At 42.9% G+C, this 26,647-nt stretch carries 26 protein-coding genes and 1 riboswitch; of the genes, 13 read left to right on the top strand and 13 right to left on the bottom strand.

All coding sequences use genetic code 11. The annotated features are described in order from the left end of the window. Nucleotides 1-164: 164 nt before the first annotated feature. Both OCV44_RS06560 and OCV44_RS06555 read left to right on the top strand, forming a co-directional pair. On the top strand, nucleotides 165-1,058 hold the full coding sequence (locus tag OCV44_RS06560) for a LysR family transcriptional regulator (protein ID WP_139684959.1): 894 nt from the start codon (nucleotides 165-167) through the stop codon (nucleotides 1,056-1,058). Between the two features lie 128 nt (nucleotides 1,059-1,186). After that, a complete protein-coding gene (locus tag OCV44_RS06555; RefSeq protein WP_139684960.1) occupies nucleotides 1,187-1,588 on the top strand; it encodes an ACT domain-containing protein in 402 nt (133 codons plus the stop codon). Between the two features lie 106 nt (nucleotides 1,589-1,694). Here the strand turns inward: OCV44_RS06555 and OCV44_RS06550 are convergent, their stop codons facing one another. After that, entirely contained in the window at nucleotides 1,695-3,581 is a 1,887-nt protein-coding gene (locus OCV44_RS06550; protein WP_139684961.1) for a methyl-accepting chemotaxis protein, read from the bottom strand. Between the two features lie 305 nt (nucleotides 3,582-3,886). On the opposite strand from OCV44_RS06550, the gene OCV44_RS06545 reads away from it, so the two are divergent. Both OCV44_RS06545 and OCV44_RS06540 read left to right on the top strand, forming a co-directional pair. Beyond that, nucleotides 3,887-4,588 (top strand): helix-turn-helix transcriptional regulator, encoded by a 702-nt coding sequence (locus OCV44_RS06545; protein ID WP_139684962.1) that lies wholly within the window; start codon nucleotides 3,887-3,889, stop codon nucleotides 4,586-4,588. 133 nt (nucleotides 4,589-4,721) lie between these two features. Then, nucleotides 4,722-5,081 (top strand): VOC family protein, encoded by a 360-nt coding sequence (locus OCV44_RS06540; protein ID WP_139684963.1) that lies wholly within the window; start codon nucleotides 4,722-4,724, stop codon nucleotides 5,079-5,081. A 68-nt stretch (nucleotides 5,082-5,149) separates the two neighbouring features. Here the strand turns inward: OCV44_RS06540 and OCV44_RS06535 are convergent, their stop codons facing one another. Beyond that, the gene (locus OCV44_RS06535; RefSeq protein ID WP_139685016.1) at nucleotides 5,150-5,866 is read right to left on the bottom strand and encodes a DUF1826 domain-containing protein; all 717 of its coding nucleotides are present in this window, start codon (nucleotides 5,864-5,866) and stop codon (nucleotides 5,150-5,152) included. Between the two features lie 452 nt (nucleotides 5,867-6,318). Between OCV44_RS06535 and OCV44_RS06530 the strand changes: the two genes are divergently transcribed. The 4 genes from OCV44_RS06530 (at nucleotide 6,319) to OCV44_RS06515 (ending at nucleotide 10,064) form a co-directional block, all read left to right on the top strand. After that, on the top strand, nucleotides 6,319-7,014 hold the full coding sequence (locus OCV44_RS06530; RefSeq protein WP_139684964.1) for a VC0807 family protein: 696 nt from the start codon (nucleotides 6,319-6,321) through the stop codon (nucleotides 7,012-7,014). Nucleotides 7,015-7,421: 407 nt separating this feature from the next. After that, entirely contained in the window at nucleotides 7,422-7,697 is a 276-nt protein-coding gene (locus OCV44_RS06525; protein WP_009846966.1) for an HU family DNA-binding protein, read from the top strand. Between the two features lie 25 nt (nucleotides 7,698-7,722). Then, nucleotides 7,723-7,866 carry a hypothetical protein gene (locus OCV44_RS06520; RefSeq protein ID WP_009846967.1) on the top strand — a complete coding sequence of 48 codons (144 nt, stop codon included), beginning with the start codon at nucleotides 7,723-7,725 and terminating at the stop codon, nucleotides 7,864-7,866. A 656-nt stretch (nucleotides 7,867-8,522) separates the two neighbouring features. After that, nucleotides 8,523-10,064, top strand: coding sequence for an alanine/glycine:cation symporter family protein (locus OCV44_RS06515; RefSeq protein WP_139684965.1), 1,542 nt, complete (start codon nucleotides 8,523-8,525; stop codon nucleotides 10,062-10,064). A gap of 633 nt (nucleotides 10,065-10,697) precedes the next feature. Here the strand turns inward: OCV44_RS06515 and OCV44_RS06510 are convergent. Beyond that, nucleotides 10,698-11,432 (bottom strand): chromosome partitioning protein ParA, encoded by a 735-nt coding sequence (locus OCV44_RS06510; RefSeq protein ID WP_086049245.1) that lies wholly within the window; start codon nucleotides 11,430-11,432, stop codon nucleotides 10,698-10,700. A gap of 629 nt (nucleotides 11,433-12,061) precedes the next feature. Continuing rightward, nucleotides 12,062-12,181: riboswitch (glycine riboswitch) on the top strand. Nucleotides 12,182-12,309: 128 nt separating this feature from the next. Between OCV44_RS06510 and OCV44_RS06505 the strand changes: the two genes are divergently transcribed. Beyond that, nucleotides 12,310-13,680 (top strand): alanine/glycine:cation symporter family protein, encoded by a 1,371-nt coding sequence (locus tag OCV44_RS06505; RefSeq protein ID WP_139684966.1) that lies wholly within the window; start codon nucleotides 12,310-12,312, stop codon nucleotides 13,678-13,680. A 105-nt stretch (nucleotides 13,681-13,785) separates the two neighbouring features. On the opposite strand, the gene OCV44_RS06500 is transcribed toward OCV44_RS06505, so the two are convergent. Further along, complete coding sequence (locus OCV44_RS06500; protein WP_139684967.1) at nucleotides 13,786-14,421, bottom strand: LysE family translocator; 636 nt, start codon at nucleotides 14,419-14,421, stop codon at nucleotides 13,786-13,788. Nucleotides 14,422-14,719: 298 nt separating this feature from the next. Here OCV44_RS06500 and OCV44_RS06495 point away from each other — a divergent pair, with 298 nt between their 5' ends. After that, on the top strand, nucleotides 14,720-16,192 hold the full coding sequence (locus OCV44_RS06495; protein WP_139684968.1) for a carboxypeptidase M32: 1,473 nt from the start codon (nucleotides 14,720-14,722) through the stop codon (nucleotides 16,190-16,192). A 73-nt stretch (nucleotides 16,193-16,265) separates the two neighbouring features. Here OCV44_RS06495 and OCV44_RS06490 read toward each other — a convergent pair whose 3' ends face one another. After that, nucleotides 16,266-17,270: a metal-dependent hydrolase gene (locus OCV44_RS06490; RefSeq protein ID WP_139684969.1), complete on the bottom strand. Its 1,005-nt coding sequence runs from the start codon at nucleotides 17,268-17,270 to the stop codon at nucleotides 16,266-16,268. A gap of 193 nt (nucleotides 17,271-17,463) precedes the next feature. After that, nucleotides 17,464-18,273, bottom strand: a complete 810-nt coding sequence (locus tag OCV44_RS06485; protein ID WP_139684970.1) for a sulfite exporter TauE/SafE family protein — start codon at nucleotides 18,271-18,273, stop codon at nucleotides 17,464-17,466. 328 nt (nucleotides 18,274-18,601) lie between these two features. On the opposite strand from OCV44_RS06485, the gene OCV44_RS06480 reads away from it, so the two are divergent. Then, on the top strand, nucleotides 18,602-19,579 hold the full coding sequence (locus tag OCV44_RS06480; protein WP_139684971.1) for a DUF1852 domain-containing protein: 978 nt from the start codon (nucleotides 18,602-18,604) through the stop codon (nucleotides 19,577-19,579). Between the two features lie 46 nt (nucleotides 19,580-19,625). Next, nucleotides 19,626-20,654: a methionine synthase gene (locus tag OCV44_RS06475; RefSeq protein ID WP_139684972.1), complete on the top strand. Its 1,029-nt coding sequence runs from the start codon at nucleotides 19,626-19,628 to the stop codon at nucleotides 20,652-20,654. Nucleotides 20,655-20,748: 94 nt separating this feature from the next. Here OCV44_RS06475 and OCV44_RS06470 read toward each other — a convergent pair whose 3' ends face one another. The 4 genes from OCV44_RS06470 to OCV44_RS06455 all read right to left on the bottom strand — a co-directional run bounded on the left by OCV44_RS06470 (nucleotide 20,749) and on the right by OCV44_RS06455 (nucleotide 22,808). Next, nucleotides 20,749-21,216: a cold shock domain-containing protein gene (locus tag OCV44_RS06470; protein ID WP_139684973.1), complete on the bottom strand. Its 468-nt coding sequence runs from the start codon at nucleotides 21,214-21,216 to the stop codon at nucleotides 20,749-20,751. A gap of 88 nt (nucleotides 21,217-21,304) precedes the next feature. After that, entirely contained in the window at nucleotides 21,305-21,520 is a 216-nt protein-coding gene (locus tag OCV44_RS06465) for a hypothetical protein (RefSeq protein WP_139684974.1), read from the bottom strand. 88 nt (nucleotides 21,521-21,608) lie between these two features. After that, entirely contained in the window at nucleotides 21,609-22,091 is a 483-nt protein-coding gene (locus tag OCV44_RS06460) for a hypothetical protein (protein ID WP_139684975.1), read from the bottom strand. 204 nt (nucleotides 22,092-22,295) lie between these two features. Beyond that, nucleotides 22,296-22,808, bottom strand: a complete 513-nt coding sequence (locus OCV44_RS06455) for an opioid growth factor receptor-related protein (RefSeq protein WP_139684976.1) — start codon at nucleotides 22,806-22,808, stop codon at nucleotides 22,296-22,298. A 62-nt stretch (nucleotides 22,809-22,870) separates the two neighbouring features. Between OCV44_RS06455 and OCV44_RS06450 the strand changes: the two genes are divergently transcribed. Continuing rightward, nucleotides 22,871-23,065 (top strand): hypothetical protein, encoded by a 195-nt coding sequence (locus OCV44_RS06450; RefSeq protein ID WP_139684977.1) that lies wholly within the window; start codon nucleotides 22,871-22,873, stop codon nucleotides 23,063-23,065. 197 nt (nucleotides 23,066-23,262) lie between these two features. Here OCV44_RS06450 and OCV44_RS06445 read toward each other — a convergent pair whose 3' ends face one another. The 3 genes from OCV44_RS06445 to OCV44_RS06435 are packed head-to-tail and all read right to left on the bottom strand — an operon-like array spanning nucleotide 23,263 to nucleotide 26,503. Next, on the bottom strand, nucleotides 23,263-23,736 hold the full coding sequence (locus tag OCV44_RS06445) for a response regulator (protein ID WP_010438444.1): 474 nt from the start codon (nucleotides 23,734-23,736) through the stop codon (nucleotides 23,263-23,265). After that, nucleotides 23,723-25,078: an ATP-binding protein gene (locus OCV44_RS06440; RefSeq protein ID WP_139684978.1), complete on the bottom strand. Its 1,356-nt coding sequence runs from the start codon at nucleotides 25,076-25,078 to the stop codon at nucleotides 23,723-23,725. Before OCV44_RS06440 ends, OCV44_RS06445 begins: the two co-directional genes overlap by 14 nt. Nucleotides 25,079-25,084: 6 nt before the next feature. Continuing rightward, on the bottom strand, nucleotides 25,085-26,503 hold the full coding sequence (locus tag OCV44_RS06435; protein ID WP_102578842.1) for an SLC13 family permease: 1,419 nt from the start codon (nucleotides 26,501-26,503) through the stop codon (nucleotides 25,085-25,087). Nucleotides 26,504-26,647: the final 144 nt, after the last annotated feature.

Here is a 26,647-nt window from a genome sequence, read left to right as displayed (position 1 = left end):
TTATTAAGAGCTGAACGCCTGCCAACTCATTGAGTGTGCAAACATCTTATTTGATTGGAATTAGATGAAATAGACATCAAATTAACTTTCACTGTTGCAATTTTCGGACATATAATAATTTTACAGTAGCTATTAGATGCAAAATCATTTGGGCAATAAGAACAATGGATAAACTTGAGGCAATGAACGTCTTTGTCACCATCGTTGAGCGTGGCAGTTTGAGTGCAGCAGCAGAACACCTTGATCTCTCTCGAACCAAAGTCACGCGCTATTTGGGAGAGCTAGAAAGCTGGATGGACACACGCTTGCTTCATAGAACCACTCGAAGCTTGAGCTTAACCAGCGCGGGAAAAGAGACGCTTGAAGTCGCAAGAGAGTTGCTTGCCCTTGAGGCGTCGTTAGCGGGTATCAGAAATCAAAGCCGCGAGGATTTGAAAGGCCAACTGCGTATTACCGCCAGTTATTCCATTGTCGAGAGTTTCTTGATGGACGTGATCAGCAGCTTCATCGCTAAATGGCCAGAGGTCACGATTGATATCGTTTCTACCGATCAAACGGTCAATCTTGTTGAGTCACGTATCGATTTAGCAATTCGCATTACCAACGAACTGACACCCAATAATGTTGCTAAGCAGTTAGGTGAATGCCGCTCGGTGATTTGCGCATCACCTCAATATCTAAAAGAGAAAGGTACACCTAAAAACGCGCAAGATTTAACGTATCACAACTGCCTATCATTCAGTTACTTTGGCAAAACCGCGTGGACGTTTAATGGCCCTAATGGATTGGAATCAGTGCCGATTAAAGGGAGTATTAGTGCGAATACATCTGAGGTTCTGCTATCTGCCACACTCAAAGGCAACGGTATCTGCTTACTGCCCTTTCCTTCGGTGGAAGGCTTGATAAAAAACGGTTTGTTGGTTCCATTGCTCGCTGAATGGAAACCTAAAACGCTGGGTGTGCACGCGGTTTATGGAACGCGCAAACAAGTCACACCGCTGTTAAGAGCCTTTATCGATCACCTGTCTAACGAGATGGAACAGTCGACAAGCTGGTAGATAAACTCTCCCATTAACGATACTGATATGGCATAAGTATTATTAATTTTACTTATGCAGAACTAAATTCTATCTTGGCTTCATTATCCAACACCATAAACAAACGCGATTGCACAGGGAAAAAGACGATGACTGCCATTACCGATTTAAACATTCTGCTAAAGTCCATGTCACCAGAACTCATTGAAGGTGATTATGTTTTTTGTACTGTAGACGGGGGATTAGCAGATTATGTTCAACTCGAACCAATCGCGACCTTTCGTGAAAAAGAAGGGTTAACCTTGGTGCTAACAGAGGAAGCTGCGACTCAAGCGCAGTTAAATTTCGACGGTGTATTTGGCCTGATAACTTTATCGGTCCACTCCAGTCTTGAAGCAGTTGGATTAACAGCGGCTTTTGCCACCAAGCTAGGTTCATACGGTATTAGCGCCAACGTAATTGCTGGTTATTACCACGACCATATCTTCGTTCAGAAAGACAAAGCAGACGAAGCAATGAGCGCGCTGAAAGAGTTTTCAAAAACTGAGTAATAAAGAATTTGATTACTCACAAATACAAAAAAAGCGACGTAATCTACGTCGCTTTGACTTATTGCTCAATAATCACTCACTGATCAGGCATCAGTGAATGACACAGTTAAGCAAGCTTAAAAGTCGCCACTTTGTCACTTAAACCAGCGGCTTGGCTCTTAAGTTCGTTCGACTCAGTTAAGCTGTCCTGTGCGCCCACAACTAAGTGGTCGGTAACATCTTTAATGGTCGTAATGTTCTGAGTAATTTCACCCGTCACGTGCGTTTGCTCTTCTGCTGCGGTCGCAATTTGAGTCGCCATATCACTAATCAAAGCCACTGCTGTGTTGATCTCTTCTAGCGCATGTGAAGCTCGGTCGGCATCTTCTACGGAATGTATTGCCAGTTTCGAGCTGCTCTCCATAAGCTCAACCGCTTGGGTCGTTGTGCGCTGTAGAATATCAATCGTTGATTTGATCTCTTCTGTTGAAGAGTGAGTACGTTGAGAAAGCACACGCACTTCGTCAGCTACCACTGCAAAACCGCGACCTTGTTCACCAGCACGAGCGGCTTCAATCGCTGCATTCAAAGCAAGTAAGTTGGTTTGCTCTGCAATGCCTTGGATTGTCGCTAATACTGTTGAGATCTCTTGAGCGTGCTTGTTAAGTTCGCTAATCACATTGCCCGCTTCGTTCACTTCATTGGCCAAGTTATTAATTGAGCCTTTAGTGTCGACGACCAGAGCGTGACCACTGTTGGTGCTTGCTGCTGAGTCTTGTGCAGCCTTTGCTGTTTGCTCGGCATGTGATGCAATCTCTTGAGTTGCACAAGCCATCTCCGTTACCGCTGTCGCCACCATAGTAATTTCTTGCTGCTGGTGGTTTAGCTCGTCCACAGAACGATTCGCTCGCTGAGTACTTTTCTCTGACTGGCTGTTTAGCTGTTCTGATTGTCCACGAATATGACCAATCAACTGCTGTAAACTACTCACAAAGGTATTGAAGTTATGAGCCAACTCGCCGACTTCGTCTTGGTTTTCAACATGAATTCGTTGAGTTAAATCACCGCTACCATTAGCGATTTGTGCCAAGGCTTGAGATACATGATTAAGCGGACGGAATAGAATCGTACACAGCAGATTGAACAATATGGTACATACAATCACAACCAGTAATGTCACCAACACTTGCCCGATCACAGCATCAAATAACGGCGCCACCAAAGAGTCATGATTAACCACACTGATGGTAATCAGGTTTGTGCCATCAATCGCTCGTGCATACAGAACATAATCACTGCCGTTCAAATCGATAGAAGTATCTTTACCGCTCATCAACGCCTTTTGTACATCAGAAAAATTCAACCCAAGCGAGCTGATATTCTTGTTCAGTAGCTTGGTGTCAGCGTGCGTGTAAACCGTGCCCTTATTGGTCGCGATGAACATGTAACCTTCGCCCGGAAGGATTACCTTTTCAAGGCTATTAAGGATGTCGGTAATTTCTACATCGGCCCCTAAAACGACCTGCTGGCCATGCAGTTGCATTGCAGTACCCAACGACACGACATTCGCCCCAGTTGCCGCTGCAACCGTTGGGTTATCCATGAACACCTTACTTGGGTTCGCAACCGCATTGGTGTACCAACCCCATACGCGTGGATCATCATTGCCAGGTGGCAACACTACGCCATTCGCATTTTTTTGCGAGCCATCAGGGAACGCTAAGAACACATTATCAAACGCCCCTGAATCACGGACCTGTTTTAGGTGAGTTACCAAGCTTTCTTGTTTGGACTCTTTCGACAGAGAAGTGAGCGCACGCTCTTTGGATAAGATCCAATCTGACACGTATTGGTTGTAAGAAGCGGACGCCCCTTCCAAACGCTGTTCAACTTCAGTATCCAATCGTTGCAATGATGCACGAAATGAAAGTGCTTCGACCAAAATCCCCCCCAGGATGATGGCCATACTGGCAGAGATCGCCAGCTTATTCTTAAGCGAGAGTTTCTTTAACATAGAAAACCTATAATTTTTGTATAAATAACCGTGGGTAACAGAACCGTTCCCATGCGGTAGCAAGCCAATATATTTTACATGTTAAAATAAATAATTAAACGTGCTAACCTCTTGTATTATCGATAAATGTGGGCCAAAAATTAGATCCAGATCAACTCTAGCCGACGAACGACATACGCTAAGGTTGAATAACGTTAATAAGAAAATAAAATGCCGAGCCTTTTGTTTCATTTATATTGATGTAAATGGCGTTCGTATTCTCAATGCATTAATCTTATAAGCTATTAAGTACTCAGAGTTTTCCTATGTCCCGAAGCCAACGCCTCTTCGACCTGCTTCAATTATTGCGCTGTCATAAATACCCAGTGTCTGCCGATAATCTCGCTAAAGAGCTCAACGTGAGTACTCGCACCATTTATCGCGATATCGTGACACTGCAAGCACAAGGTGCTGAAATTGATGGTGAAGCTGGGGTGGGTTATCAATTGAAACCTACCTTCACTCTCCCACCGATGATGTTTTCAACAGAGGAATTGGAAGCATTACGGCTTGGCGCTGAATGGGTCGCCAAGCAAGCCAATGGGGAGTTCAATGAGTCGGCTAGAAATGCCATTGCTAAGATTTCTGCGGTGTTGCCTGCTGACCACCAAGCTAAACGCAGTGAAGACATTGTGCGTGTTGCTTCAATCATTGAGGTTGCAGAGTTAACTATTGAACTGTCGGACATCAAACTGGCAATTAAGCAGCAGAACAAAGCTGAGCTCCATTACACAGACGCAAAAGCTAATGTGAGTTCAAGGATCGTTTGGCCGATGTTGATTGGCTTATTCGAACAGCACTATGTTTTGGTCGCTTGGTGTGAAACGCGAAGTGCGTATCGGAATTTCAGGCTGGATAGAATAGCTGAATGGAAAATGCTCAAAGAAAAGTATCAGCGCCCGCGTCATGACTTGATCAAAGATTGGCAGAACATAGAAGGCATTGCAGATAAAGTGATTCGCTACTGACAAAAACTGTCACTGACTCGCGTTATATTTCTCCCAACCCGAGCAAACTCGATGCAAATCAAGTTGCCCAGAGACGAAACGAGTTAAATCAGAAACAACATCGCAAATCAAATTGACCAGCCTAGGAGCTATTATGTTTACCATTGATTCATTTGTTCTTTATGTCGCAGACATTCATCGCAGCATGGACTTTTATGCAAAAGCATTTGATTGCGAGCCAAAGCTTCTATCACCAACCTTTGCTGCCCTAGACTTTGCAGACAACGTTAAAATCACCCTCAAGCAGGCTGACGTTCTAACACCAGCAAGTAACATCAAGGGCGGCGGTACTGAGCTCTCTATGCCTGTTGCTGATAAAGAGACACTGGAAAATCTTTATCAGGCATGGAAAGAAAAAGGCATTCAGTTTGAACAAGATCCAGAAGAGTCGGTTTACGGCATCAACTTCCTTGCTGTTGACCAAGACGGACACCGTATCCGCGTCTTCGCTTAAACTAATAAGGGCAAGCTGCGCCTAGCCGCTTGCTCATCTCATCTCATCTCATCTCATAAAAAAGATTATTATCCGAAATCTAGCGTCAGCAATAATCGAGTCTCGTCAGATGAAGTAACGGGAGAACGGTGCACAAGACCCGAATTTTCATTGCCACTCCAACTCTCTCCTTTTAGCAACGCCACATCACCACTCACCATTTGTTGAATATCAGATTCGTGAGTGTATAAGCCTGAAGCAGAATCTGGTTGTCCGTTGGCTCCTCGCCCTAACTTAGAACGATCGACCGAGTCATTCTGTAGCCATTGAGTGGCGACACCATGATAAGTCGTCACTAAGCGGCAAGGTACTTGGTCAAAATGGAAACGGGGACACATCGCTTTATTCAGAACGGCTAGACGCAGCCCTACTTCTTCAAGCTCGAACAAGCAACAGAACATATCCACCAGCTCTGCCATGTTTTCTAACAGCGCTTTAGAAGCCGTTCCGTCGGTCGCAAACTCTAATTTCTCAAAAGCGTTGTCGGGTGACAGACTAATAGACTTACTAAAGTTTGGATTCGACGCGATAAACTCACCAATGGCACTTATTAAGTCAGCATCAAATGTACGCTGCCAAATCGCAATATTGATATCACTTTGATAGATATCGGCCAGTACCGTTGGCTGCTCAGAGGCACGAAAGCATGGCTTGTGACTCGCCTGAGCCTTGATGCTCACGGCGGAACTAATGTTAAGTGGCTGATTGCTATTGTCTGCCAAAGGCTTCATTAACACGGCATTCATTACGTCATCTCCTTGATACATGCTTATCGTCTTGGTCTTGCCGCTACGATCGTTAATCACAGCAAGAATGATTTTTAGTTATGTTATAACATAACTAAACTATCGCAAGCAACTTGCCGCACATGTTTCCAATTATATGGATATGCCTTTGTAGCCTTGGGTAATTTGATGAATGTGAATCAAAGCAGGAATGTGAATCAAAGCAGAAAACGCGAAAAACTTGGCTATTGAATTCATAGAAATTGACTCACCAAGCAACGGCTTTCACACCATAAGCCCCAAGTTAATCGAGAACTCAGACACGAAATGGCTGAATTACCCATAAAGTAAGCTCGGGGATGTCGTTGATGTCACATGTCGTTACACAGCATGACGTCTTAAGGCTTTACATCTTGAGCGAGGTAAACAACAATCCCTGAGAATAAATCCATAACATAATGTATTTAGAAATTATGAGTAGTACAGAAAACAAAAAATCGAGTCCTCTTTTCGAAGTCGTATTTAACGTCTTTCTTCCTTCATTTATCTTAATGAAGTTCAGTGGAGAGGAACACCTAGGAACTGGCTTAGCACTACTTGTCGCCCTTGCCTTCCCTATTGCTTACGGTGGTATGGAGTTAATCCGCAACAAGAAGTTTAACTTCATTGCGGCACTTGGCTTTGTCAGCGTGCTATTAACCGGCGGTATTGGCTTCTTCGAACTCGACACTCGTTGGTTAGCACTAAAAGAAGCATTAATACCCGGCCTAATTGGTTTAGCGGTTCTTGGATCAACCTTCACTCGCTACCCGTTTATCCAGAAAGTTATCTTCACACCGGCACTGTTAAACATATCTCTAATCGAAGAGCGTTTGAGACAGTTTGGTAACCAAGCAGAGTTTAATCGTTGCCTAATGAAGTCAAACTACCTATTCGCTAGTACCTTCGCGTTTTCTTCTGCGATGAACTACTTTCTGGCGACTTGGATTGTGACTAGCCCGGCTGGTACTGCCGCTTTTAATGAAGAATTGGGGAAGCTGACACTTTACAGCTACCCGGCCATCGCTATTCCAAGTATGTTGATGATGTTAGGTATCTTCTACTACATTTGGCGCCAAGTTCGTTCTATGACCTCGCTAGAAACGGAACAGATCTTTATTACTAAGTAGTTTTCGTTACGTTAGCTCCGAGTACGAAACCGCTTCAGATACTCATTTGCTTAAATAACAGCTAGCTTCAAAAACCAATTGCTTCACAAAAAGTATTAGCCCAGCACACACGCTGGGCTTTTTCGTCTGTTCTGCATGCAGCCAAAGATCAACTTTAATTGACATCATGAATTAATTAAAACAAAACGATGTTCATTTTCATGACTCACTGTCCATAACTGGCCGAAAACAGGCAATACTCAATGATTTGCATTGAATGAGGCGTGATATGTTTTTATAATCAACATCGTTTGTTACTTTACAAAGTTCAATCCTAGCAATGACATAACTTCAGTTTATATTGGTAAATTCAAACAACTAGTTTGCAAAAGCTAGGCACCATACGAACTCGATAAGGAAATTAAAATATGAACAAATCTCAATTAGTTGAACACATCGCAACTTCTGCTGACATATCAAAAGAGCAAGCAGGCACAGCACTCAATGCGCTCGTTGAAGGTATCTCGACTACGCTTGCAAATGGCGATGATGTATCGATCCTTGGATTTGGTAGCTTCAAAGTAAATAGTCGTGCTGCTCGCACTGGTCGCAATCCAAGAACTGGAGAAGAGATTCAAATCTCAGCGTCAAAAACACCAGCATTTAAAGCAGGTAAAGCTCTAAAAGAGACATGCAACCTGTAAGATAGAAAATACAAGGAAGGTTACGATGACAACTAAGGAAAAAACAAAAACGAGCCGCAGTAAAAAAGCCGGCAAGTCAACCAAAGCACAAGCTGAAGGGCCTAAGGCTCGTCAACGCATTGAAGAACTTCTCGAAGAGCGTGAATTAGCCAAACTGTTAGAGCTATAGTTTGTATTAGAGCTGTAGTTAAAGATTTGGGTAATGGTTTGTTGTCATTCAAATGCCACTGAAAATTTTCGGTGGCATTTTAGTATGAAGAACAAGCCCTGGCGCATCAATCCAGAACCTTGAAAGCCGTTTAACAGGAATACCCAATTTTAGTTCACTTCAATATAGGGATTTTTTAACGACCTCAGCCCCGATTACATCTTCGTCCATCAATTGTTTAAACACCTCTCAAGCATATATCGTACATTCAAACTCGCCGACTTCCCTATCGCCACCCTAGATCATTCACCATACCCATCGCTATAACAGCCACTGCATATACTTTTCCAACCTAAAAAACACCTGCTTATTCACAAACAATGACAAAACCCGAACAATTGTAAATTTATTGTAAAAAATTCTTTAAGGGCATTATTTTTGTGTATAGGATTATCAGTAGGACTTGGCAGGCCGAATGCCATAGTCTAATTGGTGCACATACCAAAAGGATATCCATATAAAGCAAGATCAGTACTTATATTTATTTCGTTTTTCGACCTAGCTACAGCCGTTTATGTTGCCGTCGAATGAAGTAGATGAGTCACTGAAACGTAAAAAAACAAATAGAAAAAACACAACAGCAACAAACATAATTTAATAAAAAGACAGGGAAAACCATGAAAAACATACGTGAATTATTTTTTGGGTTTATATTATTGTTTAGTTCCAGTGCATTTGCAGAAGAAGGATCATTTAGCCAAGGTATCAGTAACTTAAGTAAAAGTGTTGATGGTTTTTTCAATGACTACACAGGGTGGTTCGTTGGATTAATATTTAAAAGTGTTCCGCTTGGTGAAGCAAACTTCCCAATCATTGTTGGTTGGCTCTTGCTCGCTGCAATTATCTTCACTGTTTATTTTGGCTTTGTTCAATTTAAACGTGTTGGTATGGCGATAGACATTATCAAAGGTAAGTATACCGACCCTAACTCTAAAGAAGACGGCGAAGTTTCTCACTTTCAAGCGTTAACAACAGCGCTTTCAGGAACTGTCGGACTGGGTAATATTGCAGGTGTAGGTGCTGCACTCGCGATTGGTGGCCCTGGCGCGACATTCTGGATGATCTTGTGTGGCCTTCTGGGTATGGCCTCTAAGTTCTGTGAGTGTACTTTAGGTGTGAAATATCGAACCATCCTACCTTCAGGTGTTGTTTCGGGTGGTCCAATGTACTACCTAAGCCAAGGTCTTGGTGAACGAGGTTTAGGCGGACTAGGTAAAGTCCTTGCTATTGGTTTTGCATTAATGTGTATTTTAGGTGCATTGGGCGGCGGTAACATGTTCCAAGCGAACCAAGCACATGCCATGCTCACTTACGCATTTGATGTACCTAGTGAATACGGTGTTATCACAGGGCTTGTACTTGCTACCCTAGTGTTTTCCGTTATTGTTGGCGGTATGCCTTCTATTGCTTCGGTAACAGAAAAAGTTGTTCCTTGGATGGCTGCTCTGTATATCGGTATGGCTCTGATTGTTATCGGTTCTAACCTTGATCAAGTGGGTCCTGCGTTCAGTGCCATCTTTACAGGTGCATTTACTGGTGAAGGTGTGGTTGGCGGATTTATTGGTGCTTTAATCCAAGGTCTAAAACGTGCGACGTTCTCAAACGAAGCAGGTGTAGGTTCAGCAGCTATCGCTCACTCAGCAGTTAAAACAAAAGAGCCAATCACTGAAGGTCTAGTATCACTATTAGAACCGTTCGTTGATACTGTCATCATTTGTACAATGACAGCCTTGGTTATCACTATCGCTGGTCTAAATACAGGTCCATTCGATGGTTCTGGCTTAACGGGTGTAACGCTTACTGCTGCATCGTTTACTGAAACGGCAGAAGTGTTCAAATACACACTCGCTCTAGCGGTAATCATGTTCGCGTTTTCTACTATGATCTCTTGGTCGTACTACGGTCTTAAAGCTTGGACTTACCTATTTGGTGAAGGAAAAACGACTGAACTGATTTTTAAAGTGATGTTTTGTGTGTTTGTTGTGATTGGTGCCACAATTCAATTCGGCGCGGTAATCGACTTCTCTGATGCGGCTATTTTTGCAATGTCTATCTTCAACATTCTTGGTCTGTACTTCTTGATGCCTGTTGTGAAGAAAGAACTGCAATCGTTCGTTGCTCGTGTTAAATCAGGCGAAATCAAAACTTACGAGAAGTAGTTTGTAGCAAAATGATATTGTTCTAAAACAGTCACTTCTAGGAAGTTACCCTTTTGCTTGAAAAAGCGAGAACAATCATGCTACTGATCTAGGATCCCTGCCAACTTTGTTGGTGGGGATTTTTTATGTTTGACTCAAGTGAATAGTTTACTTGGGTGCCTTAAGTAACAGCTATCACATATAACCTATTGCTGATCGAGATCCTGAAGGATTTTGGTCACTCTCACGCTTTGTGATGTTTCTCCATCAGCTCTTTTCGCTAGCGCTTCAATGTCTATAATTTTCGCCTCTTTTAGTGGCGAATGGCAATCATCAAAGCAATAAACTATTGGGCAGTTTTCGCATTCGTATTCATGCATTATATTATCCATCCTTAGACATTTATCGAGTCACGAGTAATAGTAAACCGCGGGCTTATCCTTGAGCGCGACTATTATGCTGCTTTCCGGTTATCTAAATATGCATGCAAAGTCACCAAGAAAACCAACTAATTGCATATGATAGTAAATTTTAGGCGCAATTCACAGATTGTCGCGTAGAACAACGCAAAAACGCCCACATCATTAACATGATGTGGGCGTTTGAGTACCAACAATCAAACAAGTTAATTGCTGATGAGATTAAGTACCGGGCTTATAGACCCATCTCTTCAGTGAGAGTTTTGATCTGCTTGATATCCATGGTGTGAACTTCAATCATTTGTCTGATGTCACTCAAGCGCGAGTTAGCGTTATCCTGCTTCTCACAAGCGTCAGATTTCGCATCCCATGACGTGCCGTCTAAGAAAACATCACATGCTTGTTTCAAAGAACCCAGTTTCTGTTCGATGTCATCTCTTTCTTTCTCGAGTTTTTCAAGCTCTTGAGATATCTGTAATTCTTTGCGGAATAGCTCACGCGAACGTTCAAACAAAGTCGACTGCATATCAGCTTGACGGCTCAACTTTTGATTGTTTTGTTGAGTTTGCTCTAACGCTTGCTTCTGTTCGTTTATCTGCTGTTCTAGCGAGTAATTCGCCTTCTCCAAAACTGCAGATTGTTTCGCTAAATCTTGGAGCTCTTTTTGATGCGCTTCTTCCTGTTTCACTAGAGCAGCTTCTACTTTCGCATCGATTTCGGTATCAACTTTTGCCACTTTCTCTTCAACTGATGTCACCAACTGCGTTTTGCTATCACGCAGTTCTTGATAACGAGTTTCTAGTACCTGATAAGTGGATTCCCACTTCGAAGCCGTAACTGTAGAACCGATTAAACCGCCTAACGCCAAACCGATAACCGCAGCAATGCCGATATAGAGCTGACTACGTTTATCACGTTCTTCAATAACAACCACTTCATCTTGTTCGCTTTGTCCAGATTGCTGGTTCACTAGCGGGTACTCCCAAAAATTTGTTTTAACGTTACACGGTCACTGATACTGATACTGATACTGATACTGATACTGATACTGAAGACTCAGTTAAATCTATTGCCCAAGCCAGAAGCACTTGAGCTTTGATAACTCGTTAATCCCTACCGATCACAACTCAAAGATAGGTTTAACGAGTTAACTCTGAAATCATCAGGCTGGCAGTATACAAAAGGAAGCTACTAACGATAACTATCACTACCCATTTTTGCAGTTTTTCGTTCGTCCGGTAACGAAACAGTACAAATGCCAAAGCCAATAAAAAAACAATCGCTATTAATCGAGTCATAACTCCTCCTTGTTTCTCTATTTTATACCATTTAAATAAGCAAGTTACGTCAGAGACTCGTTGTTTGATCATTTAGTTGAACAACATTTAAGCAAACAGATATTTTGTAGCTGACATCACATTTTATATGATCTAGGATACGCTTACAGATTACCTAAATATTTAGGTAATTGTTCCGATGAAGACTGCAGGAGAGTGGTTTTTAACTAAATATTAACATTTAGTTAGATTGACCCGCCGAAGAAGTAAATCTTTCAGGTGCTTTATGCTGGAGAAATCCAGAAAAGTGAGGACTGTCGTTGGAGGAACCTCTGGAGAGAACCGTTAGATCGGTCGCCGAAGGAGCAAGCTTAGTGCCCGTTACTTATCTATAAGTGATTCGCTAAGTGAAACTCTCAGGCAAAAGGACAGAGGAGTGGAAAGCAACAGCCTTAATTAACAAAAGAATTCTATCTAGAAATCCGTATGTATTAAGTAGTGCTCCCGATCCCTGTGATCTGCACTGCCTTCCCTCTTCTCCTTAAATTTTATATTTATTAAGGGGAATCTATGAACCACCTACAAGCTACACTACAAACCATCAACCAATTCGTTTGGGGACCACCACTGCTTATTCTGCTAGTGGGTACAGGTATCTATTTTACTTTTCGCTTAGGTTTACTCCAGTTTAGACACCTTCCAACTGCGCTAAAAATGGTGTTCAGCAAAGACAAATCAGGTACGGGTGACGTATCAAGCTTCGCCGCTTTGTGTACAGCGCTTTCTGCCACTATTGGTACAGGTAACATCGTTGGTGTAGCGACCGCAATCAAGATTGGTGGCCCTGGTGCCCTATTCTGGATGTGGCTTGCCGCTGTATTTGGTATGGCGACCAAATACGCAGAATGTCTACTTGCCGTTAAATACCGCAGAACCGATAGCAATGGAGAAATGGTTGGCGGCCCAATGTACTACCTGCAATACGGTGTCGGATCACGAATCTTAGCGGTAATGTTCGCTGTCTTCGCACTCGGTGTTGCTTGCTTCGGTATTGGTACCTTCCCACAAGTTAACGCTATCTTAGACGCGACTGAAATTTCATTTGGTGCTTCTCGTGAAATGTCTGCTGTCGTTCTTACGATATTGGTGGCAGTTGTCACCCTTGGTGGCATTCAATCTATCGCTAAAGTGGCAGGAAAAGTCGTTCCTACCATGGCAATCATGTATATCGTCGCGTGTTTAAGCGTGCTGGTTTCCAATGCAGACCAACTACTGAATGCCATTACCCTTGTTGTGACTTCTGCGTTTACCAACACAGCCGCAACCGGTGGTTTCTTTGGCGCGAGCATCATGCTTGCTATCCAATCAGGCATCGCTCGTGGCGTGTTCTCGAACGAATCAGGCCTAGGTAGCGCACCAATGGCAGCCGCTGCGGCTAAAACAGACTCATGTGTGAAACAAGGGCTTGTCTCTATGACAGGTACCTTCTTCGATACCATCATCATCTGTACGATGACAGGTCTGGCGCTTATCTTAACGGGCGCTTGGCAGACTGACCTTTCTGGCGCTGCAATGACCACTCATGCATTCGCTGTAGGTTTGAATGCTGACACCCTTGGCCCTATGTTGGTTTCTGTTGGCTTAATCTTCTTTGCGTTTACAACAATTTTAGGTTGGAACTACTACGGTGAGCGCTGTGTAGTGTTCTTACTGGGTACCAAAGCAGTATTGCCTTACAAGATCATCTTCATCGCCTTGGTTGCCTCTGGTGCATTCTTAAAGCTAGACATGATCTGGATAATGGCGGATATCGTGAACGGCCTAATGGCAATTCCGAATCTAATCGGACTGATTTTGTTACGTCACGTTGTTATCGAAGAAACAAAGCTATTCTTCAAACCGTTAACTTCCTCAAAGGATTGCGAAGCAGTTAAAGCATAATAAGAATTGAGCGATCAAAAACGCCCGCAATGAAGTGCGGGCGTTTTATTGTAAAACTAATGGCTATGTGCCAATGATTTAGATTTCAATACACTAGATTATGACTTAGCTAGGTTCTTCCATTAAAAGCTTCACACCCAGCCCCACCAGCACCATGCCAGTCACGCCTTCCATCCACTTCATGAAACTCGCATTCTTAAGCAAGTTTTTAGCCGAGTTAAGTGCCCCTGCCAAACCACATTGCCACACCATAGCAATCATAAAGTGTACCGAAGCCATCAGCATAGATTGCAATAAAGGCGAACCTTCAGGGTTTACAAATTGAGGTAAAAAGGCCAAATAGAAAACTGCCGTTTTTGGGTTAAGAACGTTGGACAGAAAGCCTTCACGCAAAGAACGCTTTGCACTGTATGCTTGCTGAGCTTGTTCACCCACCTTCAAACCGCCATCGTTTTTCATCAACGCTCGTAAACTGCTTAAGCCGAGCCAGATGAGGTAAACCGCACCCACCATCTTAACCGCTTGAAAGAGTTCAGCGGATTGAGCGAGGATTGCAGAAATACCCACAGCTGAGAAAAAAGCGTGCACATACAAACCACTACAAATACCAAAGCTGGTCATCACGCCGTCAGATAAGCCAGAACGGCTGGTATTGCGAATTACCAATGCCGTATCTAAGCCTGGCGTTAGCGTTAAAATAGTGATGGCAATCAGAAATGCCTCAAAGTTCAAAATATCCATATCATTGTCATTCTTGTTCAGCGATCTACGATCAATACCGTGTATCTGAACAATTCGCAAGCAACAATTGCCACCAGCTATACAACTCACTGATTTTGTGCACAATAGAACAGTTTGATTTGTTAAGAAATAGTAAATTCAAGGCATCGTACCGCCTCATGCTTTTATCGCTCTATCTTCGACTCCGAAGGTCAGCGTCTTTTAAAAGTAGAGCCATAATCAAAGTACATGAGAGATGAACCTTAACGCTAACGCAGTCCTAAGGTTCATTTAAAGAAACCAAATTAAGAGTAGTCAAATGAGCGCATTCAAAAAACTAGTCGAACACTCTAAAAAATGTTCACGCTTTCAACACCTAGCCTCTATTTGTGGTTGGGACCAAGCTTCAATGATGCCTGCCGGTGGTAACCAAGCTCGAAGTGAAGCAATGGCCGAGCTTTCGGTTCATATTCACGGGTTGATGACGCAACCACAGCTTGGCGATTGGATTGCAGACGCTGAAAGCGAAGCGCTAAATGGCGAGCAACAATCGTCTCTGCGTGAAATTAAACGCCAATGGCAACAAGCAAACTTATTGCCAGAAAAACTGGTTGAAGCGAAATCTCTAGCGGGTTCGAAATGTGAACATGCATGGCGCAGCCAACGTGGTAACAACGACTGGGTTGGATTCGAAAAGAACTGGCGTGAAGTGGTTGAGCTGTCTCGTGAAGAAGCACAGATCCGCGCCGACGCAGCGAACCTAACGCCTTATGATGCGATGCTGGATATCTATGAACCGGGCACCAGCTCAGCTTCTCTTGATATCTTGTTTGCCGACGTTAAGACATGGCTACCAAACCTGATTGACGAAGTCATCGAAAAACAGTCGAGCGAGCAATTTAATGCGCCATCTGGGATCTATTCGACCGAGAAACAGAAAGCACTTGGTTTAGAAGTCATGAAGCTGCTTCAGTTCGATTTTGAACACGGCCGACTAGATGAAAGTGTTCACCCATTCTGTGGCGGCGTGCCTTCAGACGTGCGTATCACAACCCGCTACGACGAAGCTGAATTCGTTCAAAGCTTAATGGGCATTGTGCATGAAACAGGGCACGCACGTTACGAACAAGGCTTACCAAAACACCTAGCAGGCCAACCAGCGGGTGAAGCGCGCTCTATGGGCATCCATGAATCTCAGTCTTTGTTCTTCGAGATGCAAGTCGGCCGCAGCGATCCATTCATCGGACACTTAGCAAACTTGGCTGGCCAGCAGTTCTCAGGCTCAGAGTTTGAGAAAGAGAACTTCCAGAAGATCTACACTCGCGTGAAGAAAGACTTCATCCGTGTCGATGCTGATGAGCTGACCTACCCTGCACACGTTATCTTGCGCTACGAGATTGAGCGTGACTTGATCAACGGAAAGATCAAACACACCGATGTCCCTGAACTTTGGAACACTAAGATGCAGTCTTACCTTGGTTTAAGCACTCAAGGCAACTTCACTAACGGCTGTATGCAAGACATCCACTGGACAGATGGCGCATTCGGTTACTTCCCATCTTACACTCTAGGTGCGATGTACGCGGCGCAGTTCATGGCTTCAATGAAGAAAACGGTTGATGTGAACTCAGTGATTGAAAGCGGTGACCTATCCCCTATCTTCACTTGGTTAGAATCGAACATTTGGAGCAAAGGTAGCCTGCTGACCACTGATGACTTGGTGAAAGGTGCAACCGGTGAAACTTTGAATGCGCAATACTTTAAAGATCATTTGAGAAGCCGTTACCTATAATTTTCTATTAGACAGCAGAAAAAAAAGGCTGACCAGATTATCTGACTCAGCCTTTTTACTGTTTAAAACTAGATCATTTATCGCCAGTGAGCATACCGAAGAAGATTTGTCTCGATTCTGGAGTGTTATCTCTGTGCGTTTCATATTTTACATGCGTGTTTGCATCAACAGCTTTTGATAGCTTGATGCTCCATAGTGCTTTCATTTGATTCGGTACAATTGAATATCGGACATCGATAATACGCAACTCGTCCGTTGGGTCCTGAGCAATATAACCATTAGAGAACCAGCGGAAGCGTTCAATATCTTTGGCTTGTTGAGAATCAGGGTCAAGCCAAGGCAAATCACGGCTAACGTTCAGCTTAGCGATCGAATCACCGGGATAGATTTTAACGGAGGTGCCTACTCGAACAGCATTTACGTAGTATCGAGATTCAGTTTCGTACACCACTTTCCAAACCAAGATATTAGCAAAGCTCGGTTTTGCCTCTAATCGAATCGGCGAGTGTTGTCTTTGTTCCGCTAATTGCCACCCAATCGCCTCTGCCCTATCTCTTTGTATCATCCCTAATGTTGGATAAATTAGAGCCCAAGCAAACGTAACACGTGCTAGCCAAGGCGCTCGTTTCAACGTTGCGAACACGAGTAGAATTAAGATGGGCAGCGTATAAACAGGATCGATGATTGATATGGTATTCCAAGCAAAACGCGCATGAGTCAAAGGCCAAAGTAACTGCGTGCCATAAGTGGTACAAGCGTCTAACAGTGCATGAGTGCCATAACCCAGAGCGCAAAACAGCCAGCTTTGTTCGAAAGTAAGCCCGCGCCTTTTTGCAATCAGATGATGCAGAACCAAGGCACAAATCAAACTGCCAATGGGGATAAAGAAGAGTGAATGGGTAAATTGCCGATGGAACTCCAAAGCCAACAAAGGGTCATTTTGAGACTTAATCAGTGCATCTAAATCTGGAGCCAACCCGGAGAGCAGCCCTAATACACCAGCGACAACTAAATGCTGTTTTTTGCTTGCCGACTGTGACAAAGAAGCGCCTAGCACGCCCTGTGTTAAAGGATCCATAAATTACTCATTGATAGCGTTTTATTGAATGGAATAAACTACAAGCTTTATCAATATACTCATATACATAGAGCTATAATCATAGACTGATAAATAGAAAAAGAGCAGTTATAAAACTGCCCTTTTCTAATTATAGGTTGTCGATTAATTTATTCGTTTTTGCTCTCTATAATCATATTTAAACAATCTTTAATTAGCGAGCTACCATACTTACTGCGATAACAACCAACAGTACTGAGAAAATCTTCTTAATCGTTGGAACCGGTAAATGATTGGTGGCTTTTGCGCCTAACGGAGCTGTAAACCAAGAGGTACATACGATACCCAACAGCGCAGGCAGATAAACAAAACCAGCAAAACCGTCTGTTAGAGCAAAGTGGCTGCTGCCTGAACTGATGTAACCTACCGAGCCAAACAAGGCGATGACAATGCCACAAGCCGACGCGCAACCAATGGATTTCTTCATATCGACTGAGAAGAACGTCAATAGTGGAACCAACAATGCACCACCACCAATCCCTATCATGGCAGACAAGCCACCTGTAATGGTTGTTAGAACTGTTAGTACGCCCTTGTTTGGTAGTTTTCGTTCCTTAGGTGCGTCATTTTTGCTGCTTAAGAACATCTTGATCGCAATCAAAACCACACTCACGGCGAACACAATACGAACGACTTTTTCTGGCAACAGGGCTGCCATAAAACCACTAACCAACGCACCAAGAGCAACACCCAACATGATCCAAGGTGCCAAATCCCAAGGCACGTTTCCATTCTTGTGGTGAGCAAGCGCAGAAGAAGTGGAAGTAAATAGAATCGAGGCCAAGGAAGTCGCAATCGCAGCGACAACAACTTGGTCAGACGGTAGAACTTCTAAATAAAGTAAAATGCTGCTTAACACCGGAACAATGATCAGCCCTCCGCCAATCCCTAACAAACCAGCTAGAAACCCAACACCACTGCCTAATAATGCACAGTATAAAATCAACAACAGCAACTCACTCATTTCGTCCATCTCTTAATTAAATTAATTGTCTTAAATAACACACTATTAATGTGGTTATATTTCCATCAAGCTAATTAATATAACTGACACCGACTTAAATATTCAAACGGAATAGATCATGAATATTCCTCATGTTGAATGTGAAGGAATACCATTGTTAATCATTTATCGAACCAAGTATAAAAACACCAAGCGATTAACTTAATACCGTATTAATTTTTCATACAGTATTGCCTTCAACTATTAATCCGGTCACAAGCAAAAATAAAAGCAATTTTAATTCTAAAGACCGAGAAAGTCAGACAACAGATTGGGATATCAGATCAGCATGAATACAGAATTTAATTTTACGATTAAGAGCATTAGCCTCAACGAGAACTACCAACCAGCGGACAGCACACGTATCACAACCAACTTTGCTAACTTGGCTAGAGGCGACAGCCGTCAAGCGAACTTACGTAATGCACTACAGATGATTGACAATAGTTTTAACGCATTAGCACACTGGGACAACCCAAAGGGCGACCGATACTCTGTAGAGCTTGAAATTATTTCTGTTGATATGGACATTGAAAGCAACGGCGAAGCATTCCCTTCCATTGAAGTGCTGAAAACCAATATTTTAGACCGTAAAACTAACGAGCGTATTGAAGGCATTATCGGAAATAACTTTTCTTCCTATGTTCGAGATTATGACTTTAGCGTACGTCTATTGGATCATAATAAAGGCCAAGATAAATTCACTATTCCAGAAGATTTTGGGGATTTACATGGCAAGCTTTTTAAATATTTCGTTAACTCTGAAGTTTACAAAAAGAACTTTAATAAACCACCTGTTATTTGTTTAAGTGTTTCAGATAATAAAACCTATTACCGAACCGAGAACCAACATCCTGTGTTAGGTTTTGAATACCAACCTAATGAGTCTTCTTTGACTGAACAATACTTCAAGAAGATGGGGTTACAAGTTCGTTACTTCATGCCGCCAAACAGCGTTGCACCTCTAGCTTTCTACTTCTTTGGTGATCTGCTGAACGATTACTCAAACCTAGAGCTTATCAGCACCATCAGCACCATGGGTACATTCCAAAAAATCTACCGTCCTGAGATTTACAACGCGAATGCAGTTGCGGGTAACTGCTACCAACCAAACTTGAAAAACTTGGACCACTCGCTAACTCAAATCGTGTATGACCGAGAAGAACGAAGCCAATTAGCGATTGAACAAGGTAAATTCGCAGAAGAGACTTTCATTAAGCCATACCAGTCAGTTCTAGAGAACTGGTCTGCCAACTACGCGCTTTAATCGAGCAATTACGCTCTTAAATCACCAAGGATAGGCAGTATTAATTATGAAAACACTATTACCGACTTCAACAGCAGGCAGTTTACCTAAGCCATCTTGGCTTGCACAGCCAGAGACTCTTTGGTCTCCATGGAAACTGGAAGGCGACGAATTAACCGACGGCAAACAAGACGCGCTACGTGTCTCTCTTCAAGACCAGCAACAAGCCGGTATTGATATTGTAAGTGATGGCGAACAAACACGTCAGCACTTTGTAACAACCTTCATTGAACACCTGAATGGCGTGGATTTTGAGAAACGTGAAACCGTTAAAATTCGCGACCGTTACGATGCAAGCGTACCAACAGTCGTTGGCCCTGTTTCTCGTCAAAAATCGGTTTTTGTCGAAGATGCTAAGTTCTTACGCAAGCAAACGGATCAACCGATTAAGTGGGCTCTGCCAGGGCCAATGACCATGATAGATACGCTTTACGACGCGCATTACCAGAGCCGTGAAAAGTTAGCATGGGAATTTGCAAAGATCCTCAACGAAGAAGCCAAAGAACTTGAAGCTGCAGGCGTTGATATTATTCAGTTTGATGAGCCTGCTTTTAACGTATTTTTTGATGACGTGAATGATTGGGGAATTGCTTGTTTAGAAAGAGCTATTGAAGGGCTTAAGTGCGAAACCGCAGTACACATTTGCTATGGATACGGCATCAAAGCAAATACGGATTGGAAAAAGACACTAGGTACCGAGTGGCGCCAATACGAAGAGGTATTTCCTAAGCTTCAGCAATCGAATATCGATATCATCTCGTTAGAATGTCACAACTCTCATGTACCGGTTGAACTGCTTGAGCTTGTTCGAGGTAAGAAAGTGATGGTCGGTGCTATTGATGTTGCAACCAATGCGATTGAAACGCCAGAAGAAGTTGCCGACACTCTACGAGAAACACTGAAGTATGTTGATGCCGATAAGCTCTACCCGTGCACCAACTGTGGCATGGCGCCCCTTCCTCGCGAAATTGCCTCAGCGAAGCTCCTTGCGCTAAGTGCCGGCGCAGAGATCGTTCGTAAAGAGCTTTCAGAGTAACGGTTTAAACTAAAAGCGAACTTTTGAAGCCTAAGTATCCTATTGATGCTTAGGCTTTTTTCTATATGAGTACATGATCTTTATACGCACTTGCTTACCAGCGACTGCAGTGCTGGCTTTCACAAGGGGTACCATCACGATCACCGTCTATTTTCACATCAGAACAGTTATCTAAATAAAACTTTGCTTCATCACAAGATAACATCTCACTGCAGTACATTTTTCCTTGGCAGCTAAAACCCATACTCTCATATGCCGGATTTAACTTTGGCTCTAACAAAAAAAGATACAAAGCTGCTCCTATAAGACCAACGATAAATGCAGACAAAATAAGTGATAACGGATTGGATTTAAGTGGATCGATACCAACTAACTGTGCACTCGAAGCGCTCAGTTTAGAAGTACTATGTGATAGTTGAAATTCAACTTTATCTCCAACCTTTGGAGAACGATAACCCTTTCGAAACTTGGATATATGAACAAAAACATCGCCCTTTAATTCATCTGAGTTGATGAATCCAAAACCCCTATCATCAACCCATCGAACAATTTTTCCATTCATAACTATTCCTTTTCCAAACCGTCTCTTGATCTTAGTTCAAATCACTAACAATATTCCGGTTACGCTTAATAGCGTTCAATTTTCCCCATCAAGAAGGGTTCTTAACTTTACCCATTTTAGTCAGGATGCCTTTGCCCTTTTCATAAACAAGAGATAAACCAAAGTAGACTGAAACCCACAAGACAACATCGAGAACGGCTAGCTTGATATCAAGTGGATCTGAAAAGATGTTATATGTGTACCCAAACTTTGCTTCAATTGATTTAACTAAAATCACTGTAGCGATAAAAATCACAATACCCATTCAATCGTCCATCCATACTTTTAAACTAAAGCACATACTCATACTCATACTCATACTCATAGATATCCCACCAACTATTTTCGGCCTGCTATTCACTTTTTGTTCTCAATTCTGATGCAGAGATAGCTCGAACACAATTATCTGTAGCGCCGGTATCGTTCCTCGTTCTCAATTTAACATTGGTCAGGAGCAGCACTTCTTGCACTGAATATAATAGTGAGGGTTGGTTAATTGCTTGCTTTAATGTTTCGATCTCTTTTTCTGTCTGGGGGTTCTTAGGGACGATTTGAACATTGGTAATATTGGTAATCAGCTCTTTGCCGTTTAGCGCCCAAGACCCTACGAGAAACAAATCAAAGTTCACGTTTCCCTCATGAACTTTAGTTTCTGTTATAGAGTTTGCTACACCAGTGAAACTGCCATCCGGTGAATAGATACTTAAGGCATCAAGCCAAGATATTGGTAATGCGGTACTACACTTCCATGCCCCAACTAATTGCTCAGAGTTCGCTATAGAAGCAAAAGAAGGGACACTTAAAGCAAGACATAAAAAAGTTCTAAAAATTTTCATAACATTCCTTGTACATGAAGATCATCTAAACAGAAGCTAACCCCTACTTTAAGGCATTTTTCAATAAAGATAGAAACTGCACCGTGAAGTTTTCGGCACATAGAACACATATTGCCGTAATAACTCAGAACATAACGATCAAATTTAACACGTAGTCACAATGCCACATGTAATGAATCTTTTTGGGTTGATTTGTTGGCATGTCTAGACTCGTACCGGCTCCTTTAACGCATTACGCCAATACTGAACGGTTTTCTCCGACACAGAGCCTGTCTCGCTCGCCGCTGATACCAAAAAGTCACATAATCGAGTAGCGACCTCTTCATTGCCTAACAAGTACAAACTACGAATTGCTCGCGTTAGCCTTAGCTGGTTATGGTCATGATTCTTTAGCCATAAGTGATTCGCGGGGCTAAGTGGCAACGATGAAGATATTTCACTCCCTTTCCGCTGCATACCCCAAAACTCAAGCATCAGATCAAGCACTTGCAGATGAGCGGTGCGGAGCTCTTCTGAATTAGCAAAAAGCGTCCTGTCTTCATGAGTAACCAACGGCGCATGCTGATTAAACTTAGTCCCTTCATCGATTGGGAAAAAGACTTGAATGTACTTATGATCATGCTCCAACCAAAAATGATTGTAAGCCAACAACTGTTCTATATTACGACCAAATTTATCTGGCGCTTCACCAGATAGAAAGCGAGCAATCTCACTCATTTTAAAATCCTACTGACTATAAACCCCCACTTGTGGGCGAATGCATTATTACGCAGTAAGCCGTGAAAAGCCTAGTCCTTTACGTTGTAAATACCGACCTGACTTCGAACTCCAAATACCGCACGTTAGGAATCATTTTTGAATACTTTCGACTTACTTTTCTAGCAGACGACACTGATACTCTGCGACACATTTTAGTGCTGCTGTATGCTCAGGAAATTGTTCGTGAAGAAAACACAATGTTGGCGTTGGCGTAGCGTATGAGTTTTAGACTTAAGCTTGCAACCAGTGTGTTAATAACTGAGTACTAAACCTGAACTACCAAAAGAGATAGGTAATATATGCACCGAAGACTACATCTTTCAAAGACAAACTCCTTCAGAAAGCTTTCTTCGGTGCATATAATTTCAAGCGACTTATATTAGTGACCAATGTAAGTCGCTAACATAAGAAACTAGCGTAAGCGTCTCAACACAACCTGTTGGTCGAGCTCATTCTGATAGTCCGTGTAATCAAGCCCTTGATCAAATATGTACTCAGTGACAAGAGTACGAATGCACTCAACTAATGTGCTTGCTTGCCAAGGTTTTTCAAAGTAACGGTCGATGCCTGCTGCATTAATCGCATTGATGGTATCGGTGTGAGTGGCCTGCCCCGTAAGAAGAATTTTCTTTGTATTCGGAAAGCGGCTGTCATGGAACACGTCAGTGAGTAACTCCACACCCGTTTTTCCTGGCATCACATGATCAGACACGATGACGGTAATGTGTTCGCCTTCTGCGTCAAGTTCATCAATGAGATCAAGCACTTCTTGCGCTGATTCACAATCTTCAATATTCAGCCAACTCGCCAGCGGCTCTAAATCTTGTACCACTGCGCTCAGTACTTCTCTCTGGTCATCGACACAGATTAAATTAAGCTTCTCCATGTTCACCCTCTACTGGTAACTTGATTCTAAATACAGTTTTAGAAGCATCACTTTTCACAATGATACTTCCGCCATAACCCGCCACAATCCGCTTAACTATTGATAAACCCAAGCCCAATCCAAACGATAAACCACCTTTTTTAGTGGTGAAGTTGGGCTGAAATATCTTTCTACGAGTCCCCTCGTCTATCTCAGGGCCGTTATTCGTAATCGTAACTAATATTCTTTTCTTACTTAATCTGGTTTGAATCTCTATTGCGGCATCTTCTGAATTCGACATTGCATCACAAGCATTCTTTACAATGTTGACCCAAATCTGAACGAGCTCTGTTTTCGAGCCTTTAAAAGACGGTAAATCCGCAGGGCTCAATCGCACAGACACTCTACGTAACTCACTTTGTAACAACGATAAGGCATGGTTAATGGAGTCGTTAATATCAACCGCTTCTTCGGTGTCAATATCAACTCTGCCAAGTTGTTTAACCGATTTTACGATGCCAACGGTGTGTCTAGATGCCAAACGTAAATCATGTAAATCACAGCCCATCTGCCAAAAACGAATCGCTTCTTCTGGGTTTTTCAGCCAATGCTTTGAAATAACGTCTGTTGCAGATAAAGCGTCAATTGGAATCGCCTTTGCAAGAGAGCGAGCAATGTTTTTGTCTAAACCAAATTTTCTTTCAAATTGTCGCCCACGTGTTCGTGCTTCCGACGACGACGTTTTCTGACCATGCATTAACCCAAAATCGAAAAATTGACTGGCTTCTGGATGCACTTCTTCAAGCAGATCCATGATGACCGTTTCAAGTCGGCCAGATTTACTATTTACTACACCAATAGCGTTGTTAAGTTCATGAGCAATCCCTGCAGCCAATTGACCCAAGGTCGTCATTTGCTCAGCAGTATGTAACTTCTCTAGCGCTTTTTGTTTCGCTATCGCTTCTTGTGTTGCACGGCGTTGACGACGCGACAACTCATTGACAATCACAGGTGTGAACTGTGCGGTAAGAGGACCAAATTTACGTTCATCTTCTGCAGGCGTGTCTTTATCGATCCACGCTAACTCGACATCAGTTTTAGCAACAACCGTTGAAGATGCTGTCCAATTACCCGAAAAGAAGCTATGAACGCCTATAAAAGCCCCACTACCCGCGCTAAACACGCGTACTCGCGGTGCATTCGCTTCGGTATAAAAGCCTTCCAGTTCTCCACTAAACACATAATATAAACGAGTGTTTAACGCTGATTGTTCAATAATGGTGTTACCGGCACGGCACGTCACCCGACGTTCTGTCTGATTAAAATAACGATCGATAAGTGCTTCTAGCTTTTGTTGATACACGTATCGTTATCCTATGTGACCAATTGAATGTAGCACCCACACCATAACAAAACTCAGTAGCACACCAACCACACCCAAAATAATACCGATTCTGGCCATTTGATTACTTTGCACATGACCCGTGGCATGAGCCAACGCATTCGGTGGCGTACTGATTGGCAGCGACATACCTAATGAAGCGGCAAAAGTCACAACCAGAATTAACGTTAACTCACCGCCTAGTGGCGTGAGTGAAGCCATAGACGAACCTAATGCAGCCATAATTGGCATTAACAAGTTAGCCGTTGCGGTATGAGACATAAAGTTTGCCATTACCAAACACAAGAACGCCGCTCCGAACAACACCACATAGGGTGAGTAAGCATCAAACGGAATACTGTGTACCACGAGCCTTGCTAACCCTGTTTTATCGAGAGCTAAACCAAGCGCAATACCACCTGATACAAGCCACAATACGTCCCAAGAAATTTTCTTCAGGTCTTCTTTATTGATGATCCCTGTGAGTGAGAACACAGCGACAGGAATCAGAGCAACGGTGTAAGAGTTCATGCCATGGCTTGAACCCATTAACCAAAGAATGATGGTCAGCGCAAAAGTGACGTATACCGCAATGGCTTTGGGTGTTTTAAGGAATTTACCTTTGATGCTTAGCTCGATTTTCTTTTGGTCAGCTTTGTACATAAAGCCTATTAAAAACCACGCTAACGCCATCATAATAACGACAAACGGCACACCAAATGCCATCCATTCACCGAACGTAATGAGGTTATCGCCAACTAAGTATTTAAGTGCGATAGCGTTCGGGGGGGTACCGATCGGGGTACCAATGCCGCCGATGTTTGCGGCAACAGGAATACAAAGCGCAAACGCTACACGACCGGGGTCTTTCGGGCCAAACACAGCCAGTACCGGCGTTAAAATAGAGAGCATCATTGCCGTTGTTGCCGTGTTAGACATAAACATCGAAAAGATACCAGTGATCAACATTAAGCCGAGCATCACAAACTTTGGGTCTTGTCCAAATGGCTTCAATAATACACGGGCTAAGTTTACGTCTAATCGATACTTAGTGGCGGCCATCGCTAAGAAAAAACCGCCCAAAAACAGCATGATGATTGGGCTGGCGAATGTCGCCATGATGTCGCTGTATTTTAACAACTCACCAAAATGTTCCTGCCCATGCTCAAACCTTAAAAAGATCAGCCCTTTATCCGACAACATCAACAATTGCAAAACGATAATAACAACAGACGTCGCGTAGATCGGGATAGGCTCGAACACCCAGCACAATGCCGCTAATAAAAAGATCGCGATAACGCGTTGTTGAATAATCGTAAGGCCTTCAAATGGAAACGCTGATAGCGGCATTACAAGGATAATGAAAGGAATTAAAATAGGGATAATGTATTTAATATAGGGGCGCATAGCACAAAAACTCTTCCTGAGATAACAACTACTTAGAAATTAGATTTAAAGTTCTAATTTAGATCCGACAACGAATTATCGACCTCTTATCACTATCTCACTATCGGCTAGATCAATGATTACGTAATCGCGATATCCCCTTTT

It is taken from the genome of Vibrio tasmaniensis (genome assembly GCF_024347635.1).
GTDB lineage: Bacteria > Pseudomonadota > Gammaproteobacteria > Enterobacterales > Vibrionaceae > Vibrio > Vibrio tasmaniensis.
This window is presented reverse-complemented; position numbering and strand designations above follow the sequence as displayed.